13 protein-coding genes and 1 pseudogene are annotated in these 17,622 nt (G+C 55.2%); 7 read left to right on the top strand and 7 right to left on the bottom strand.

All coding sequences use genetic code 11. The annotated features are described in order from the left end of the window. Positions 1-223 precede the first annotated feature (223 nt). The 4 genes and pseudogenes from AC13E3_RS06805 to AC13E3_RS06790 all read right to left on the bottom strand — a co-directional run bounded on the left by AC13E3_RS06805 (position 224) and on the right by AC13E3_RS06790 (position 3,250). Entirely contained in the window at positions 224-1,579 is a 1,356-nt protein-coding gene (locus AC13E3_RS06805; protein WP_117617079.1) for an MBL fold metallo-hydrolase, read from the bottom strand. A 188-nt stretch (positions 1,580-1,767) separates the two neighbouring features. Next, positions 1,768-2,008, bottom strand: a pseudogene (locus tag AC13E3_RS06800) (MarR family transcriptional regulator); the annotation flags it as partial. 406 nt (positions 2,009-2,414) lie between these two features. Beyond that, positions 2,415-3,047: a protein tyrosine phosphatase-like domain-containing protein gene (locus AC13E3_RS06795; RefSeq protein ID WP_008171127.1), complete on the bottom strand. Its 633-nt coding sequence runs from the start codon at positions 3,045-3,047 to the stop codon at positions 2,415-2,417. A 47-nt stretch (positions 3,048-3,094) separates the two neighbouring features. Beyond that, positions 3,095-3,250, bottom strand: a complete 156-nt coding sequence (locus AC13E3_RS06790; RefSeq protein ID WP_008171128.1) for a hypothetical protein — start codon at positions 3,248-3,250, stop codon at positions 3,095-3,097. Between the two features lie 197 nt (positions 3,251-3,447). Between AC13E3_RS06790 and AC13E3_RS06785 the strand changes: the two genes are divergently transcribed. Further along, a complete protein-coding gene (locus AC13E3_RS06785; RefSeq protein ID WP_288367336.1) occupies positions 3,448-4,041 on the top strand; it encodes a Spy/CpxP family protein refolding chaperone in 594 nt (197 codons plus the stop codon). 405 nt (positions 4,042-4,446) lie between these two features. On the opposite strand, the gene AC13E3_RS06780 is transcribed toward AC13E3_RS06785, so the two are convergent. The 3 genes from AC13E3_RS06780 to AC13E3_RS06770 all read right to left on the bottom strand — a co-directional run bounded on the left by AC13E3_RS06780 (position 4,447) and on the right by AC13E3_RS06770 (position 8,283). Beyond that, positions 4,447-4,857, bottom strand: coding sequence for an ACT domain-containing protein (locus AC13E3_RS06780; RefSeq protein ID WP_008171134.1), 411 nt, complete (start codon positions 4,855-4,857; stop codon positions 4,447-4,449). Positions 4,858-5,047: 190 nt separating this feature from the next. Then, a complete protein-coding gene (locus AC13E3_RS06775; protein WP_288367337.1) occupies positions 5,048-6,784 on the bottom strand; it encodes an isocitrate/isopropylmalate family dehydrogenase in 1,737 nt (578 codons plus the stop codon). Between the two features lie 29 nt (positions 6,785-6,813). Then, complete coding sequence (locus AC13E3_RS06770; protein ID WP_008171136.1) at positions 6,814-8,283, bottom strand: malate:quinone oxidoreductase; 1,470 nt, start codon at positions 8,281-8,283, stop codon at positions 6,814-6,816. A gap of 277 nt (positions 8,284-8,560) precedes the next feature. Between AC13E3_RS06770 and AC13E3_RS06765 the strand changes: the two genes are divergently transcribed. From AC13E3_RS06765 to AC13E3_RS06740, 6 genes are all read left to right on the top strand, one after another. After that, on the top strand, positions 8,561-9,745 hold the full coding sequence (locus tag AC13E3_RS06765) for a thiamine pyrophosphate-dependent dehydrogenase E1 component subunit alpha (protein ID WP_008171137.1): 1,185 nt from the start codon (positions 8,561-8,563) through the stop codon (positions 9,743-9,745). Between the two features lies 1 nt (position 9,746). After that, positions 9,747-10,724 carry an alpha-ketoacid dehydrogenase subunit beta gene (locus AC13E3_RS06760; protein ID WP_008171138.1) on the top strand — a complete coding sequence of 326 codons (978 nt, stop codon included), beginning with the start codon at positions 9,747-9,749 and terminating at the stop codon, positions 10,722-10,724. A gap of 26 nt (positions 10,725-10,750) precedes the next feature. Next, positions 10,751-12,361: a dihydrolipoyllysine-residue acetyltransferase gene (locus tag AC13E3_RS06755; protein WP_288367338.1), complete on the top strand. Its 1,611-nt coding sequence runs from the start codon at positions 10,751-10,753 to the stop codon at positions 12,359-12,361. Between the two features lie 9 nt (positions 12,362-12,370). Continuing rightward, positions 12,371-14,209 carry a protein kinase domain-containing protein gene (locus tag AC13E3_RS06750; RefSeq protein ID WP_008171141.1) on the top strand — a complete coding sequence of 613 codons (1,839 nt, stop codon included), beginning with the start codon at positions 12,371-12,373 and terminating at the stop codon, positions 14,207-14,209. A 288-nt stretch (positions 14,210-14,497) separates the two neighbouring features. Then, a complete protein-coding gene (locus tag AC13E3_RS06745) occupies positions 14,498-15,463 on the top strand; it encodes an ABC transporter substrate-binding protein (protein WP_008171143.1) in 966 nt (321 codons plus the stop codon). Between the two features lie 256 nt (positions 15,464-15,719). Next, on the top strand, positions 15,720-17,585 hold the full coding sequence (locus tag AC13E3_RS06740; RefSeq protein WP_227497756.1) for a methyl-accepting chemotaxis protein: 1,866 nt from the start codon (positions 15,720-15,722) through the stop codon (positions 17,583-17,585). Positions 17,586-17,622 lie beyond the last annotated feature (37 nt).

The following is a 17,622-nucleotide window of genomic DNA, read 5'->3' as shown; positions in this document are numbered from 1 at the left end:
GAGCACCAACACCGCTATCAGAGACCAGAGCCAGGATTGGGATTTCACCAAACACTCCTTATGACATTACTGTTCAGGTTGGAGCCGGGATCAGGGCCACTGCCTCTCACTCCAGCCAATGAGATCGCCCACTCTAGCACTCGGCAGCCGCCGCGAGCAAGGTCGTTGCCGGATCTTAAGCGGCTCATTCAGGTCGCCCTCGAAGATGGCCGTCAGGGCATCGTCAAAGACGCAAAATGGATTGGTAGCTTGCCACCTCCACCTCAAACCGGGTGTTCTGACGCAAGTGATCCTTCATGGCCTCCAGCGCATCAGGGTCTCCATGAATCAAGTTGATCGGCGTTTCGGGGGCTAAGTCACTTTGAGCCAGCCACTGTTCGATCTCTGTGAAATCTCCATGTCCGGAAAGCCCACTCAACACTTCCAATCTGGCTTTGACAGGAAACCAGTCACCGTGGATCTTGATCCTTTCCGCTCCGCCAATCATCTTGGCCCCTCGTGTTCCCCCGGCCTGATAGCCGGCGAAAATAACAGTTGTGCGGTGCTGGCCCAGGAGGCGCTTGAAATGATGAAGTATGCGTCCACCTGTTGCCATGCCACTGCCGGCAATAATTACGTGGGGGTATGCCTGGCCAGCCAGCGCCTTGGAGTCCTGAACACTGCGACTGTAATGAACGGTGCTACACATTTCGTGGCACTCGGAACTGCTCAATCGGTGCTGATCCTCGTAGCGGCAGTAAATCTCGGAAACATCGATTGCCATGGGACTATCGAGGTAAATTGGAAGCACTGGAATTCGCCCCGCCTTCATCAGGGTAGTGAACATATGCTGTAAAACCTGCGCCCTGCCCACAGCAAAGGCCGGAATCAATATATTGCCCCCTTTGTCGACGGTTTCATTAACGATGTCTGCCAACTGCGACAACGGGTCCGCATCGTCGTGGCGACGATTGCCATACGTTGACTCCAGCATCAGCATGTCCAGAGCTGGCAGAGGCGCAGGTGGCCTCATGAAAATATCGTTGAGGCGCCCAACATCGCCGGAAAAACCGATGCGTTTACCTTCCGTCTCAATAATGATGCAGGCAGCACCGAGAATGTGCCCAACCGGCCGAAGATGGAAGCGTATATCACCGAGCTGGACTTCTTCGTAAAAGTCTACCGGCTGAAACAACTCCATACAGGCGTCCGCATCATCCTGGTCATACAGAGGCTCCGGAGTTTCATGTTTACTCAGTTTATGGCGGCCGAGGTAATGCGCCTCCTCTTCCTGGAGATGGCCGCTATCAGCCAGCAGTATTTCACTCAAATCACGGGTAGCGTGGTGGGTATAAACCGCCCCTCGAAACCCCTGCTTGTACAACACAGGTATATAGCCCGAGTGATCCAGGTGGGCGTGGGTCAGAAGCACTGCGTCCAGTGATTCTATATCCAGCGGCAATGGCTGCCGGTTGCGCTTTCTCAGCCACTTGTAACCCTGGAACAAACCACAATCAACCAGAACCCGCGTCTCCCCCGCTTCAATCAGGAACTTGGATCCGGTAACCGTCTCTGCGCCACCAAGGAATGTAATATTCATCGACTCTTACTCCTGTCCTGATTGAGAAAATGCCTGATCGGTGGCGCCAGCAACTCACTGACATCAATACCGTTGGTACTGTGTGGAATGGTGTTGGTGGTCACCAGAGACTGTAAACCCGCAGCCAAAAGATACTGATCCGAAGCCTCGGCAAAGATGCCGTGCACCGCAGCACAGAGAATAGCCTCCATACCCTGCTCCTCGAGGCTGTCAAGCAGGCGGACCAATGTCGGATTCTCGATGGTCATCAAATGGGCTAACTCCCGCTGGGTCAATCCTCCACCACCACGCTGCAGGCAGACCATGGTGAACCATCGAGCCTGGGTAACCCCAAGGTCTTTCAAGCGCTCATCCAGTAAACTTGCGCCAGCGCCTTGCCACCCGAGCACTGGTGAAAGGAAACTGATCTCGAGGGATTTGTGGGTCCATATCGCTGTCCTGCTATTGCTGACTCAGTAACAGTAAATCGTAAGCTAATCATTGAGGCCAACATAAGTCACACATTGATCTGGGATCAGGCTTGCGCCAGATCAATATGCAACATCACGCGGATTCCGAGGCCAGCTAAGGAACTTCTCCTTCCAGTGAGACAGGTAACTCCTCACTTTTTCAGAGACAGGAGGCCTTCAGCGTATTGTCGCCCTGGTAGACACCCTTGCACCGTGACCGGCAACCGGCTTAAAAAAGCTGGCGCCGAGCGCTCCACAACGCTGTAGCATCTTCACTCGAAACCAGCCCGGTCTTCGGCACGACGTCTTCCAGGCAATCCGCATCCGCTAAGGTCAGTCCCCAGTCGGGTAGAGTATGCGGGGTCGACAACAAGGCCAAGTTCCGCTTATCGGCCAGAATGGCATGTACTCGGGAGGTTGGGTGACCAAAAAATCAGTAGTTCAATAGGTTGAGAGTGTTTTTGCGCTATTTTTCGCGTTTGTCTGCCAGCCCTCATATAGAGATACATCTGTACGGCAAAGACGAGGTAGATGGATAAGAACGGCAGAAAAAACCACAACGGCTCGTTGAGATAGTGCTGCATCAAGCGCCAGACTATCATGTTTTCCAGCGCCATACCCATGGGATAAAGCACGATGAAGCCGCTGTAGCGTGCCCAGGCCAGCAAAGGGTTCGCTTTCTCAAGGTAATACAGATACCTCAAGGTATCCGCGCCGACCCAGGCCACGCCCAAAATCACAATCATCCACTGTGGGCCGAGAGGCAGGAATAAAAATAAGAGAACAGATACTGCGATCCGCGCACCGACCTGGATGAGGCTTGGGACAAACGTTGACCCGGTGTTGCCTCTGGCAGCCGACCACACCTCAATCACAGCCAACCCTTGCGACAGGCCGATCGCGGTCACCAAAGCGGAAACGTTAACCGTGCCGGTGACTGATAAGATCAAAACCAGCGAGATCAGTCCCTGCAAACAGAGCTGAACGATGTTGTAGCAATTCATTGCGCTTGGCTGCATGAGATAACCCAGGAACCCTTCCCTCTAATCCAACATAAGATATTCGGCTACCGCCTGGTGTATACATCACCTGTCGGACAGTTGCTGATCCAAATGCACTTGTCCGCAAACTCTGGAACGATGGAGGAGACCAGCGCATTGTCGTCCAGCTTTCCTTCAGCCACGAGTATATCGGTAAGCAGGCCCGTCATCGACTTGGTCATAGACATAGCTCCGTGATTGCCGGCCTCGTCGAGGTATTGACGGGTGCAGACTCGCAGTAAACGATACTGCGCCCAATACGTTTTTACAAAACGACGGCGCGAGACACATCAGCCAATCCTGGAATCAACTCGTATGAACTAGACTCGGGATATGGAATGGGTCCCTCAGTTCATTCACAAAACAGCGAGAACAAAAAATGAAATTCCAGAAAACTTCGCGCAATTGGCTTGCCCTGGCTCTCTCTCTGGGTCTTTCTGCCACCGCTTTTACGGCGCACGCCCACGAAGGCCCGGCTCCGTCTTCATCGGGCCCTGACACTAGCCAACCGAATGGAGGCACCGCGCAGGGAATGCAGCACCACTACTCTCATAAAAATGGTTATCAAGGACACCATGGCAACAGCGCTCACTCGCGCCATCATGGCATGCACAATCAAGGTGGGATGCATCATGGTATGAACGGCTATCAGGGCACGCCTCGTGGCCCTTTGATGGAGCTTGATCTTGACGATGGCCAACTTGAAGAGATTGCTGGGATTGAAAAGGAGCTGCGATCAGATCTTCAGGAACTGAAGGTCCAAAGGTACGAGGAATCGCTCAAGTTACAGGAGCTTTACGCCGAAGATGAGCTCGATGCGGGCGATATCAATGATCAACAGCAAAAGGTTTTCGACGTCATCAAGGAAATAACGGAATTACAGGTTGAAGCCCAACAGGACATTCGCGACCTGTTGACCTCCGAGCAGAGAACTCAGCTTCAGCGTTCAGGTGGCTGGCTCATGTTGAATTGATCTCACTTTTTCAAGCAGAACACTCAGATAATCAACCCGGGGCAGCGTCGCGGGTTGAGAAGTTTCTAACGTCGTCTACGGGTATTTGCATACGTGCAGTAATGGTTTCTGCATACGTCCGTGAAAGCCTCTTTCAAGTACACTAATCATTAGCTTGAACACAATGCATCGACAAACGATGTTTGCCCGCTGCAACTGATCGATGGGAGAAGCCTCTGCAAAACGGAAGCAGGATCCATCGAAAAACCATTGGAGGTTTTCAAACTTATGAACGTCATCCCTGTGATCACCCTATTTGGCGGCTTGGCTGCATTTTTCGCTCTGGCCGTAACACTGAGATACGCCGCCTGCAAAACTCAGGTGGTTGATAAGCAGAACGACAACCAACTCGCTGGCTCATAAAAGCTAGCCACCCGGATTACTGGCAAGCTCTTTAAGCGCTCTCATCGCCTCATCAATGCGATCGCTAGGCACAAACATGTGATCGTGATAGAACCCTGCTATCACGTTAGTGGTAATGCCCCGTTCAGCCAATAGGCTTGTGACGACAGATGTGAGCCCGAGAGCTTCAAGGCTGGAGTGGCCCTCCAGAGTGATGCGACGGAATACTCTGTAGTAGTCCAGGCCTTCGGTCTTGGCCTCATCTAGAGGAATGACCAGGGTAAGGCCTTCCAGTTCGGCAATGCTGACAATGGGCTTGAGGTGTTCCAGTTCACCGTACTTTGCCTTTGGCACCGTGCAGTAGACATAAGTTGTCGAATCCAGTGTTGGCGAGAGCTGCTTGATCAATTCCTGAAGAAATTCGCTTCGCATCATGTTTACTATCCTTTATCGAAAGGTCATGGTCATAACAAAAACTTAGCACTTTCTGCAGGCTACCAAAGCAGAATACTCGTTTTTCCTCCCCATTAACTTTTTCAGGGCACCGTTAAGCTTGGCGGCATGCTGATTCAGGGCAATATCGTCAAATACGGTTGGAAAGCCGGCGCTCCGATGATTCAGACGCTCACTGGAGCGCTTTTTCCACGGCCTCCAGAAAGCCAATCATATCCACCACCTGTTCCGAATCCGGATCAACGGTTTTGCCCTTCAGATCGGCAGTAACAATGCCCCGGTCGACTGTATCGGTTAACGCGGCCTTCAATTCAACGGCGTATTGGCTCAGGGGCTCGTTACCCTCTCTTTCACCAAGGGTCTCCAGGGCGTTGGCCAGCGCGAAGATCAACGCCGACGGATTGAAATGGGCCACTTTCCCGTCGCTCTCCAGATACTTCAGGTACAGATCATGGGCGGTGCCGTGGGGCGCCTCGAACAGCATGGTGCCGTCTTTGCTCTCGATGATTGAACTGGCCGTCGCCAGGCTTCCCCCGAGAGCGGCGGAAATGTCCGAGAAGATATCGCCGTCGAGGTTCTGGGAGGGATAAAGCGCATTTCTCGGTGGATCCGTGATCATCTTTTTAAGCTGGCTGGACGGCCGCATGATCATGAACGAGGGCGGCGGTGTATGCTCGCTGGCCAGTTCCCTGCGCACTTCGGTAATGACCTCGCTGTAGACTTCGTCGTACTCCATGTACTCGCGCTTGAGACCAAAATACACCTCTTTGTCCTTGCGGGAGGCATCCCGGAAGACTTGCAGAACCCAGTCCTTGATGGCTTCCCGGTCATTGGACATGAGCAGCATCGGGTCGCCTTTCCTGACCCGGCGGGCATGCTTCTCGTCACCGTCGACGATCACCTTGAGAATGCCATCCTCCTTGGCCGCCATGTTGAAGCTACCATACTGGTCGCCGCCCCCAGCGCTCATCCGTGAGATGGACACATGAGCCCCGCGGCCTGGAATGCCGAATTCCTTGAGTTGGTTCACCAGCTTGAGCAGCTTTCGCCCGGTGGTATTATCCGGCACACCCCAGAGCGCACGCTCCGGCGGATTGGAAACAATGCGGGCTGCCTGGGCATCAATCAGTTCGTAGTAGTAATTCAGCCCCAGGTCTTCAATCTGCTTCTTGTAGTCACTGTGATAGATGTCCTCGATCACCGAGCGCATGGCCCCATCGTAGCCGGGGATCACCGTATCCTTGAGGCCGAGGTATACGTCTCGTTTTTCTGCGATTGCACGCTGGAAAAAGCGATGCGCCCAGGCTTTCACATCCTCGATGTCATTCGTCGCAAGCAGCCACGGATCGCCTTTGCGAATCTCTCGCCGATGAAGCTCTACCGGGTCGCCGCTGCTGCCCACAAACATCAGCTTGACCACGCCGGTTGCCAGGGAAAGCTGGTTAAAGCTGTCCTTGATGCCGCCGAATTCCATGGTATCCACCTCAATGTCACGCCCGACCCACTGGGGGCGGCGGATGTTGAGGTTGCGGAACTGGATATCCTCGCGGGTAATATTGCCACTGATGCCCTTGCGGATCGCACCATTGGGGGACTTGGTCGCCAGCGGGTGCAGATTTTCGCCATCCACATCCGGGTGTTTCCTGAGCAAGTCCTCCAACTGCTGGCGGTTTACCGTCATGCCAGCGTTCTTTACACCCACTCCGTGGCGTTGGAGCGAATCGATGGCATCAATAACCACCTGGCCATTGGTCAGCAGCCGGTTTTCCGCAGACAGATCGATTTCCTCAAGCTGAATATCAAGCCGTGAGCTCACAAACTTCTTGAGAATGTGTTCAAACGCAACCTGAGCCATCTCGTCGCCGTGAAGGATTACAAGGGGCGAGGTCACACTGATTCTACTGTCCATGAAAATCTCCCTGCTGTTTGTTGGCCTGGTCAGTCCTGCTGCGATGCCGACTGCTTGATCCCTAGCCGTTCATTGACGGCATCCCGGATCTCCCGGTAACGCTCGGGATTTTTCGCCAGGAAATCCAGATTGTCCTCGGGGAATATCTCTTTTTTCTTTTTGCCGGCTTCCTCACTGGTAAAAATAGACGGCAAAAGCTGTTCAAGGCAACGTAGCATGACTTCCGGCGATACCGACGCACCAGGCGATGCACCCAGGAGCGTGCCGTAGGTCTTGTCTTTCGAGACGAGGATCTCTGTACCCATTTGCAGATCTCCATCGCGGATGATCTGAACCCGCTGCCCGGCCTCAACCGCTTTCCAGTTGAACTTCTTGCTCATGCCCGGTGCGAAACTGTCCAGCTCCTCGAACATGCTCTTTTCACCCTTGAAGGTCTCTGAAACCAGATATTTGACCAACGGGAAGTGCTCAATGGCGACATTCAGCAAGCTCGGGATATCGTGGAGGCGCATGGATCGGAGGTAGTCCAGGAACCCCCGGCCCCTCTCCAGCACCGGTTTAAACGAGGCAAAAGGACCAAACAGAAGATAATACCTATCATCCGAAACCCGCAGGTCCAGATGGGGAACGGACATCGGAGGCGCACCCACTTTCGCCTTTCCGTAAGTTTTCGCTCTGTACTGCTCGGCCTGTTCGGCGGTGATCTCGGCCTGCAGGAACCGTCCGCCGACGGGAAAACCGGTGAAGCGGCGCGCGAAAGGCAAGTGACTCTTTTTCAGGATCGGGAAGGCACCGCCGCCGGCACCGACGAAAAGAACGTCGGCCTTGTAGCGGCGATCAACGCCCCTGCTCTGGGTTTCCACAAGCCAGCTTCCGGCGGGGCTGCGATGCACTCGCTTGACGTGCGTCCCGTATTCAATTTTCACCCCAAGATCGTCAACAGCATGCTTGGCCATTTGCTCTGTGAGGGCGCCAAAGTTGACGTCCGTGCCCGTCTCGATAACGGTCGCCGCCATTTTCTCGTGTCTGGGCCGCTCCTCCATGGTGTATGGAATCCAGCTCTTGATCTCGTCGAAATCCTCGGAGTAACGCATCTGTTCGAAGAAATGGTGGGACGACATCTCATTGAACCGGAGCTTCAGTTCCTGAATAGACGGCTCGGAGACGATGGTGCAGTGCTTGGTCTGGTTGATAAACGATTTGGGGTCTTTGATGGCCCCTTTCTGGATCAGGTACGCCCAGAACTGCTTGGCCACATTGAACTGAGCGTGAATCTTCACCGCCTTTTCGACTGAAATAACCTCTTCGTCCACCGGCGTATAGTTCAGCTCACAATTCGCCTCGTGCCCGGTTCCGGCGTTATTGAACACCCAGGAGTTGCCTGCCCCGGGGCCGTCCAGTCTTTCGAGAATGGTGATATCCAGTTCCGGTGCCAGTTCTTTCGCGAGGGTCGCGAAAGTTGTGCCCATGATCCCTGCGCCAATGATGATTACGTTCATTAAAACCTACCCACGTGAGTCGAATGTCTGAACAAGGTTGGAAAAGTGTGTGTATTGACGGTAGCACGCTTCGGCAGACACGGAAAACGCGTGCCGAGCGTTCATTAACAAAGGAAATTTCTGAACAGAAGGGTCTACCCCTGTTTCGCAGTTTACGTTAAGGTAAACATGAACTGGCGGGAATCACACCAGATTTCGCCAGGCTGTCTACAATGACATTAACTACACTCCCACAAGGAGTGTTTGTTCCTCAGGCCACTACCCCAGGAAGAGGATTATGACAACAACAAAGTCCAAAGTTGTGTATTCCCCAGTGTTTACCGACGGTGCGGAGTTCCGGATTCCCACCTTCAAGCTCCTGAAACAGGACGGCAAGCTCTACAAGAGCGCCAAAGCTCCTGATCTCGACAAAGACAAGGCCCTCCGTATATACCGGGCCATGGTCACTACCCGAATTCTTGACGAGCGAATGCTTGCTGCCCAACGGCAGGGCCGCTTGAGCTTTTACATGCAGTGCACGGGCGAAGAAGCTGCCGTGATCGGCAGTGCCGCAGCACTGGATGATGGCGACATGATCATGGCGCAGTACCGGGAGCAAGGTGCCCTGGCCTACCGCGGCTTTACCATTGATGAATTCATGAACCAGTTGTTCGGCAACGAGATGGACTATGGCAAGGGCCGCCAGATGCCGGTCCACTATGGCTCGAAGAAGCTGAACTACATGACCATTTCCTCGCCGCTGGCCACCCAGATTCCCCAGGCCGCAGGCTATGCCTATGGTCAGAAACTGCGAGGCGAAGGCCTCTGCACGGTTACCTATTTTGGTGAAGGCGCCGCCTCCGAAGGCGACTTTCATGCTGCCCTGAACATGGCTGCGGTTCATCGGGTACCGGTGATCTTCCTGTGCCGCAACAACGGGTATGCCATTTCTACGCCGGCCGCCGAACAGTTTGCTGCCGACGGCGTTGCACCCCGGGCCTACGGCTACAAGATGGACGTGATCCGGGTGGATGGGAACGACATTCTTGCGATGTATCAGGCCACGCAGGAGGCCCGAAAGCTCGCCGTGGAACACAACCGCCCCGTATTGATTGAGGCCATGAGTTATCGCCTGGCTGCCCACTCCTCCTCCGACGATCCATCCGGCTACCGGAGCAAGGATGAAGAAGCCGTGTGGCGCGAGAAAGATCCGATTCTGCGTATGCGCCTCTGGCTGGAAAGCAAGAAATGGTGGAGCGAGGACGACGAAAAGCAGCTCCAGGAAAACATGCGCCGGGAAGTGCTCGAAACCATGAAGCGAGCCCAGAAACGGCCACCACCGCCGCTTGAATCATTGGTGAGCGATGTCTACGACGAGGTGCCACCTGCCCTGGCTGAGCAGTTCGACAAACTAAAGGCGCATATCCGCCGGTACCCGGACGAATACCCGAAGAGTGCCGAACACGCCAAGGGAGGGGCCTGAGATGACCAAGATGAATATGCTCCAGGCCATCAACAATGCCCTCGACACCGCAATGGCGGAAAACGAGCGAGTGCTGTGTTTCGGTGAGGATGTCGGCGTCTTTGGCGGTGTTTTCCGTGCCACCAGCAACCTGCAACAGAAATACGGCAAGGCCCGCTGCTTCAACACGCCTCTAGTAGAGCAAGGCATCATCGGGTTTGCCAACGGCCTTGCGGCCCAAGGGTCGGTGCCGGTGGCCGAGATCCAGTTTGCCGACTATATCTTCCCGGCATTCGATCAGATCGTGAACGAATCCGCCAAGTTCCGCTATCGTTCAGGCAACCTGTTCGACGTGGGTGGGCTGACCATTCGCGCGCCTTACGGCGGCGGCATTGCCGGCGGCCTGTATCACTCACAATCACCGGAAGCCTACTTTGCCCACACCCCGGGTTTGAAAATCGTGGTGCCGCGCAACCCGCATCAGGCCAAAGGGCTGTTGCTCGCAGCTATCCACGATCCCAACCCTACCCTGTTCTTCGAGCCCAAGCGCCTGTACCGGGCCTCGGTGGGTGAGGTGCCAGATGAAGACTACCGCCTGCCTCTGGGCGAGGCCGAAGTCACCAAGGAAGGCACGGATGTAACGATTCTGGGCTGGGGCGCCCAGATGGAAGTGATTGATCAGGCCGTGGAACGGGCCGAGAAAGATGGCATTTCCTGTGAGGTCATCGACCTCAGGACCATTTTGCCCTGGGATGTGGAAACCGTCGCCAACTCCGTGTTCAAGACCGGAAGGCTGGTGGTCACCCACGAAGCTCCCCTGACCGGCGGATTCGCCGGTGAAATCGCCGCCACGATTCAGGAGCGCTGTTTCCTGTATCTGGAGTCTCCGATCGCACGGGTAACCGGGATGGACACCCCCTTCCCGCTGGTGCTGGAAAAAGAGCACCTGCCCAACCATCTGAAGGTCTATGAGGCCATCAGGGCGAGCGTTGAATTCTAGGCTGATATCAGGACAGGAGAGTGACTATGAGTGATTTTATACTGCCCGATATCGGCGAAGGTATCGTGGAATGTGAACTGGTCAAATGGCTGGTTAGCGAAGGCGATGTGATTGAAGAAGATCAACCGGTCGCCGAGGTAATGACGGACAAGGCCCTGGTGGAGATTCCGGCACCCTACAGAGGCCGCGTGACACGCCTCTACTACAAGGAAGGCGACATCGCCAAAGTCCATGCCCCGCTGTTCGAGCTGGTGGATGAAAGCGAAAGCAGTGGCCAGGCGTCAGCGGCCAGTTCTCCGGAACCTGCCGAAGCAAAGCCGGCTCCCGAGGCGGAAAAAAAGCCGGCCTCCGGCGCCGAATCGGAAGATAACGCCACCGAAGACTTTATCCTGCCGGATATCGGCGAGGGTATCGTTGAGTGCGAGGTGGTGGAATGGCGCGTTGCCGAAGGTGACGAAATCGAGGAAGACCAGCCTGTTGTGGATGTTATGACCGACAAGGCCATGGTCGAGATTACCGCCCCTAAAGCCGGGCGCGTCACCAAGCTTTATCACCAGCAGCAGGCCATGGCCAAGGTTCATGCCCCGCTGTTTGCGTTCATTTCCCGGGATCGTGAAGAGCCGGAGGAAGCTAGAATCAAACCGGAGCCCGCGGCTCAACTCTCAACCGCGACAGCCTCGCCTGTCGCTGCGGCCAGCCGACAGCGTATTCCGGCCAGCCCTGCCGTTCGCCGCCTCGTACGGGAGCATGAACTCAACCTCTCGGATATTCAGGGATCCGGCAAAGATGGCCGTGTGCTGAAAGCCGATGTATTGGCTCATATCGAGGAAGGCCCGAAACAGGCCCACGTCCAGGCACAGAACCAGGCTCCCGCCGACGATGCGCAAACGGCCACCACCAGCAGTGCCCGCAGGGCGCCTGCCGCCGAACAGGAAGCACGAGTCGAACCCATCCGCGGAATAAAAGCTGCGATGGCGAAAAGCATGGTCAAATCGGCCACCACCATTCCTCACTTTATCTACAGCGAGGATATTGATGTCACCGATTTGCTCAAGCTGCGGGAACAACTGAAACCGGAGGCAGAAGCGCGGGGCTCAAGGCTGACGCTCATGCCCTTCTTCATGAAGGCCATGGCCCTGGCAGTTCAGGAATTCCCGGTACTTAACAGCCAGCTCAACGATGACGTCACGGAGATTCACTACCTGCCCCAGTGCAATATCGGTATGGCGGTGGATGGAAAAGCCGGCCTGACGGTGCCGAACATCAAAGGCGTGGAAAGCCTCTCGTTGTTGGGCATTGCCGACGAGGTTGTGCGCCTGACCGAAGCAGCCCGATCCGGCCGCGTCAGCCAGGAAGACCTCAAGGGCGGCACCATTACCATCTCCAACATTGGCGCATTGGGCGGAACTTACACCGCGCCCATTATCAACGCGCCGGAAGTGGCCATCGTTGCCCTTGGGCGCACACAGAAACTGCCCCGGTTTGACGCCAACGGCCAGGTGGTGGAGCGCGCCATCATGACCGTGAGCTGGGCCGGCGACCATCGCATTATCGACGGCGGCACCATCGCCCGGTTCTGCAACCGCTGGAAGGGCTACCTCGAATCGCCCCAAACCATGCTCCTGCATATGGGCTGACGTTTCATCATGGCGCAGAAGACGCAACTGCAGCAGTTCTACATACCCGAAGAGCAGTCGATCTACCTGCTCAGCCATGATGATGCCAAAAAGCTCAAAGACTGGGTGGCGCTCTGCGCCGCCCAGCTCCGCCAACTCGGCTACCAGAACATAGAGCTGATTGGCAAGGGTGCTTACGGCTTTGTATTCTCAGGCCGCCTGCCCGGCACCGCAGCCGGGGGCCCGGAACATGTTTTCAAATTCACCCGCATCAACCTGCCTCGGCATCTTCAGGACCGGCTTGAAGATGAAGCCTACATTCTGGAGCAGGTCAGCCATCCCAGGGTGCCACGGCTGATTTCCTACCAAAGAGCCAATAACCAGCCGATTCTGGTGATGGAGCGTGCTGCCGGATTAAATCTGGAAGAGGTTTCCCTGCGTGATGGTCGTCTGAAACCACGGCTCATCATGCGCATCGCGGACCAGCTGGCCGACACCCTGCGAAACCTTCGCCGTGAAAATGGACCGGCCGGCAGGCCAATCGTTCATGGCGATATCAAACCTTCCAATCTGGTCTTCGACGCCAGCACTGAAAACATTGCCCTGATTGACTGGGGCTCTTCCGTGTTTGCTCAGTTGGACGCCAACCAGCAATTCATCACCGCCAACGTGATGGAGCTGATGTCCGACAACCTCCAGCAAACAAACGCACGGCTCGGGGATGTGTATTTTATCGGCGAGGAACAGCTCAACGGCGGGCTGTCGTCTCCCCGTTTCGATGAACAGGGAGCAGCCGGCACGCTCTATGCCCTGGCGTCAGCCCAATCCTGCCGCTTTGGCCATCGGGCCATCCCGGCCACCTCACTGGGCCTGCCCATGGAATTCGCGCGCATGCTGGATGGCATGCTGTCACCGGATCCGGAAACTCGCCGTAAGGCCGGCGATTACTATCTGACAGAGATGCCGCGTATGGCCCGCACGGTGATGATCGATCTGCCGGAAACCCCGGTCGCGGCCCAGGTACCCGTGTGGGTGCGTGCCTCTGACCAGGAAATTGACACCGTGGTTTACAGCTCGCGTAAATCCTTTCTCAGGGAGGAAGGCGCACCGGAAACCCTCAACGACGTCAATGACGTACAGCTGGACCGCTACTACAAGAATTTCATGCAGGGCATGGGCGAAACCGAAAAGGCGTTTCTGGCAGCCGTGAGCCGGCTCGGGCGCTACCCGGTGGAAGGTGGACTGGCCGTGCGCTGGGAAACCGATGGCATCTACATCGACACTTCCCTGAATCTGCACGATCCTGCCTTGAAGTCGGCGTTTGTGCAGGCCGTCAACAATATGGTTTTCCTGGCCCAGGCCATTTACCGCAAGGGGATTTTCAAAAGCTGTCTGTTCAACGCCCGCAATACCTTGCACGTTGATCGCGATGAACCAACCCACCCCTTTGTTGTATCACCCGATATGAAATTGCACTACGAGGTAAGCCCCGCGCCTGAGGTTGAAGACGAAAGCCGGGTCCACTCTTACTTCGAGGACGGCCCGGACCCGGAGGAATTCCTGGTGTTACCCGACACCATTATTCACGCCCTCGAAGAACTCAACGCTATTCACCACACTGGCATGATCATCTTCGAAGCCCTGCCCCGCCATCTTAAAATCCACAGCCACTATCGGCTACTTGATCCGGACCGGGAACAGGAGTTCCGCCGATTGTTGGACGTAATCCTGTCATCGGTGGAGCAGATTACCGGCCTGGGCGTTTCCGGGTTCATGAAGATGCCCTACAAGGACACCCGCTTCTTCCCTCACATCGAACGCCTCCCTGAGCGGTATTACCCACGCAATCCAAGGACCGAGATCGCGTAAACCTCGGCCCAGACTCGCTTTTCCATGTCCGATTTTTCGGACGCAATTGTCCGGCAAATCAAACACATTCAGCCCAGCACGCCGCCAACTGTCCAGTACACCGGACACTTCACGCTAAAAACGGGAAAGCAAACCCTCCATATCATTAAAAAACTCTTATTTTCAGTGAGTTGGCTAACTGGCACGGTTTCTGTATTCAAGCCGGTCACAATTATAAAAACTGCCTGAAGAACAAATCGTTAAGTATTCGGTTTTTCAACCTTGCTCGGACAATAATAAGGAACAACTATGCGTTTACTCTTCCTGGCTCTTTTGCTGGTCAGTCCCCTGTGTTTTGGCAAAACCGTCGTCGTCATCCAGAGTTACCACCTCGAGTACAAATGGGACGCGGACTATATCGACGCGGTCCGGTCCGTGCTCGGGCAGGATCACGACCTTCACGTGTTCGAACTCGACACCAAGCGCCTGTCGAAACCGGAATGGCCACAGAAAGTGGCTGAAATCCAGAGCAAAATTGCAAACGTTAATCCCGACGTTGCCATTCTGGGTGATGACAACGCCTTTACGTTGATGGCTGACCACCTGGTCGCCCAAAAGATTCCCGTGGTCTTTCTTGGTGTGAATGGTGGCCCCGTTCAGCACCCTACCCTTGAACACCCGCTGGTCACTGGGATCCTCGAACGCCCGTTCTTCTCCGAGAGTATCCGTCACCTGAGAAAGATACTCCGGCAGAAAGAGCGTTTCCTGGTTCTGATGGATGACTCACCTACCATGCGTAATGCGGTGAACGAATACTTTGGTGACAAGCGCCAGGCCACGATCTACGGTTCCGAACTGGACATCGTTCTGACCAACGACAGGGACACCTGGTTGGACACGGTCGTAAATGCCCACGAACGTTATGATGCTGTTGTGTTGGGCACCCACCACACCATCCGTGACAAAGATGGCGAGTACGTCATACCCTACGATCTGCTGAAGGAAGCATTTTATCGGGCTCAGCTCCCACTGTTTTCATTCTGGGATATCTTTGTTGGCGAAGAACAAAGCATCGGCGGATTCACTATCTCGGCCAAACAAGAGGGGCTCACCGCAGCCAGGCTGGCCTCGTTGATCCTCAATGGCATGAGACCCGATCAGATACCGCAGCTTAAATCCCTAAGTGGGCATTACGTGTACAGTGCGAGCGGCCTTGAACACTGGAATCTTGATCTCTCCCCCATGATTGCGAGCCAGGCCAACTTTGTCGAGTAACCGGGGCGCCGCTCAACCAGAGACGGCTGCGCCCAAATGAAACACCGGCCTTAAGGCTTCAGGTTTCAGTAGCGCTGCCGATAATCACTAAAACAACTTACTGAAGGATGACGTTTTGGCTTCCTCTGTCCTCTCATCTATAGAGCGTAAATTGGGTGTCCCAGGGAAACTGTTGATTGCGCCGGTATTCATTCTTTTGCTCTTTGCCTCGGTAACTTTTTTCAGTGTTTATGAATTCCAGGAACTAGACCGTCGAATGAACACCGTCGCCAGGGACTTGGCACCGGACACCTCTATTGGGACCGAATCGGTCATCAGCGTCTATCGGATGCGCCTGCGTGTTTTCGACTATTTCACCACTGGCGATGAAGAAACCCTTGCCCACTTCGGCGAGCTAGAAGCCGAGTTCAATGAGGTGATGGCGAGAGCGCAGGAGAACATCCAGGACCCTGGTGCGGCCAAACTGGTGGATCGGATCAAGACCACCACCGATGAATACATCAAGGCATTCCGGAACGAGCTGGTTCCGGCCAAACGCCAGGTCCTGAAAATTATCAAGGATGAGCTGGACGTATACGGTCCAAATGCCACCAAGGCATTGCGGATGGCCCTTAACGGGGTTGCCAACAGGGAACCCGAAAGCGATTTGAGGGCCGGCCTCGAGCAACTGCTAAACGATGCCATGGTCATGCAATTGACCGCCCAACGCTACCTGACCAACGGCGATGAGGATTCCCGCAAGGCTCTCGGTTGGGCCATCGAAGACCTGACCGATGCACTGGAGCTGCTGCAACCTGAAAATGGCCCGGACTTTGTGCAGGTGTACATGCAAACCGTTGTCGAAGAGCTGGCAAACTATCAGGCTGCAGTTCAGAGAATGGTGGAACAGCAGAATATCGTCGTCAGCGTCAAGGCAGACCGACTCGATGTACTCGGGCCCGAAATCGCCCGCATGGCGCGCGAGTTGGAGGCCAGTATTTTCGCGTCTCTCGAGATGGAAGCGGATGAGGCAACGGCTGCCACTGATCTTGCACTCAAATTCACGCTCATCGCATTTGTGGCTTCTGCGGTTCTCGGATTGATCGTTGCGGTATTGATGAGTCGCTTGATGGGCTCAAGCGTGAAGCGTGCGAAAACAGAAATTCTGGGCTACCTCGACGACATCGCCAACAATAACGGCGACTTGTCCACCAGGCTGACCCCGGGTCGCCCAGACGAAATCGGTGACTTCATCGACGCAGTCAACACCTTCCTGCAAACGCTCGAGGAAACGATTTCCCGAATTGTAACGGCGTCTCGCCAACTGACCGGCGAGTCCGAATCACTTTCCGGTATCACAGAGCGTACAACGGCCAATTCGGAGCAACAGCGCGACCAGATCACGCAGGTGTCTGCCGCCATGCAGGAAATGGTGTCCACCTCCGAAGAGATCGCCTCGAACACCAGCGAAACTGACGAATCGGCCCGTAAGGCCTCATCGCTTGCGGATTCCGGACAAGAAACCGTTGGCTCAGCCATCAGGGCTGTTACGAACCTGGCCAATCAGGTTGAGAAGGGGTCTAACCGGATCCAACAACTGGAGAACGAATCGGCCGAAATCGGCAATGTGCTGGCTGTCATCCAGAGCATTGCTGAGCAAACGAATCTCCTTGCGCTCAATGCCGCCATTGAGGCGGCTCGAGCCGGTGACGCCGGGCGGGGATTTGCCGTGGTTGCCGATGAAGTTCGAGGACTGGCCAAGCGCGTTCAGGAATCAACCGTCGATATCGAGCGAATTGTGTCCCAGCTCCAGAGGGGCGCGGCCGGCGCAGTAGTGGACATGAGCAAAGCCAAGCAGATGGCCGAAGAGGCCAGCGAGGAGGCAAGCAAGTCGGGCGAAGCTTTGACGGACATTCTCGCGGCGGTTAACAGCATCGTTGAAATGACCACCCAGATTGCAAGCGCGACCGAGCAGCAGAGAGCGACCGCCGCGGAGATGACCCAGAATGTGGAAATAAGCAGTGGCGCAATTGAGGAACTGGCCGGAGACATTTCACAGGTGAATCAGTCAAGCCGCTCTCTGGCGAACATGGCTGATGAATTGAATACGCTCGTGCGACGCTTCAGGGCCAGTGAATCCTGAACACACAATGGTTGCAGATGTTAACCAATTCACGAGA

This window comes from Marinobacter sp. L-80 (genome assembly GCF_056859395.1).
The sequence above is the reverse complement of the archived record's forward strand: the minus strand, read 5'-3'. Positions and strand labels throughout refer to the sequence as shown.

Coding starts and splice junctions, on each gene's coding strand:
- AC13E3_RS06780 (WP_008171134.1), bottom strand. CDS start 4,857: ATGATGCGAAGCGAATTTCTTCAGGAATTGATCAAGCAGCTCTCGCCA.
- AC13E3_RS06745 (WP_008171143.1), top strand. CDS start 14,498: ATGCGTTTACTCTTCCTGGCTCTTTTGCTGGTCAGTCCCCTGTGTTTT.
- AC13E3_RS06785 (WP_288367336.1), top strand. CDS start 3,448: ATGAAATTCCAGAAAACTTCGCGCAATTGGCTTGCCCTGGCTCTCTCT.
- AC13E3_RS06760 (WP_008171138.1), top strand. CDS start 9,747: ATGACCAAGATGAATATGCTCCAGGCCATCAACAATGCCCTCGACACC.
- AC13E3_RS06770 (WP_008171136.1), bottom strand. CDS start 8,283: ATGAACGTAATCATCATTGGCGCAGGGATCATGGGCACAACTTTCGCG.
- AC13E3_RS06795 (WP_008171127.1), bottom strand. CDS start 3,047: ATGCAGCCAAGCGCAATGAATTGCTACAACATCGTTCAGCTCTGTTTG.
- AC13E3_RS06740 (WP_227497756.1), top strand. CDS start 15,720: ATGAACACCGTCGCCAGGGACTTGGCACCGGACACCTCTATTGGGACC.
- AC13E3_RS06805 (WP_117617079.1), bottom strand. CDS start 1,579: ATGAATATTACATTCCTTGGTGGCGCAGAGACGGTTACCGGATCCAAG.
- AC13E3_RS06790 (WP_008171128.1), bottom strand. CDS start 3,250: ATGACCAAGTCGATGACGGGCCTGCTTACCGATATACTCGTGGCTGAA.
- AC13E3_RS06755 (WP_288367338.1), top strand. CDS start 10,751: ATGAGTGATTTTATACTGCCCGATATCGGCGAAGGTATCGTGGAATGT.
- AC13E3_RS06765 (WP_008171137.1), top strand. CDS start 8,561: ATGACAACAACAAAGTCCAAAGTTGTGTATTCCCCAGTGTTTACCGAC.
- AC13E3_RS06750 (WP_008171141.1), top strand. CDS start 12,371: ATGGCGCAGAAGACGCAACTGCAGCAGTTCTACATACCCGAAGAGCAG.
- AC13E3_RS06775 (WP_288367337.1), bottom strand. CDS start 6,784: ATGGACAGTAGAATCAGTGTGACCTCGCCCCTTGTAATCCTTCACGGC.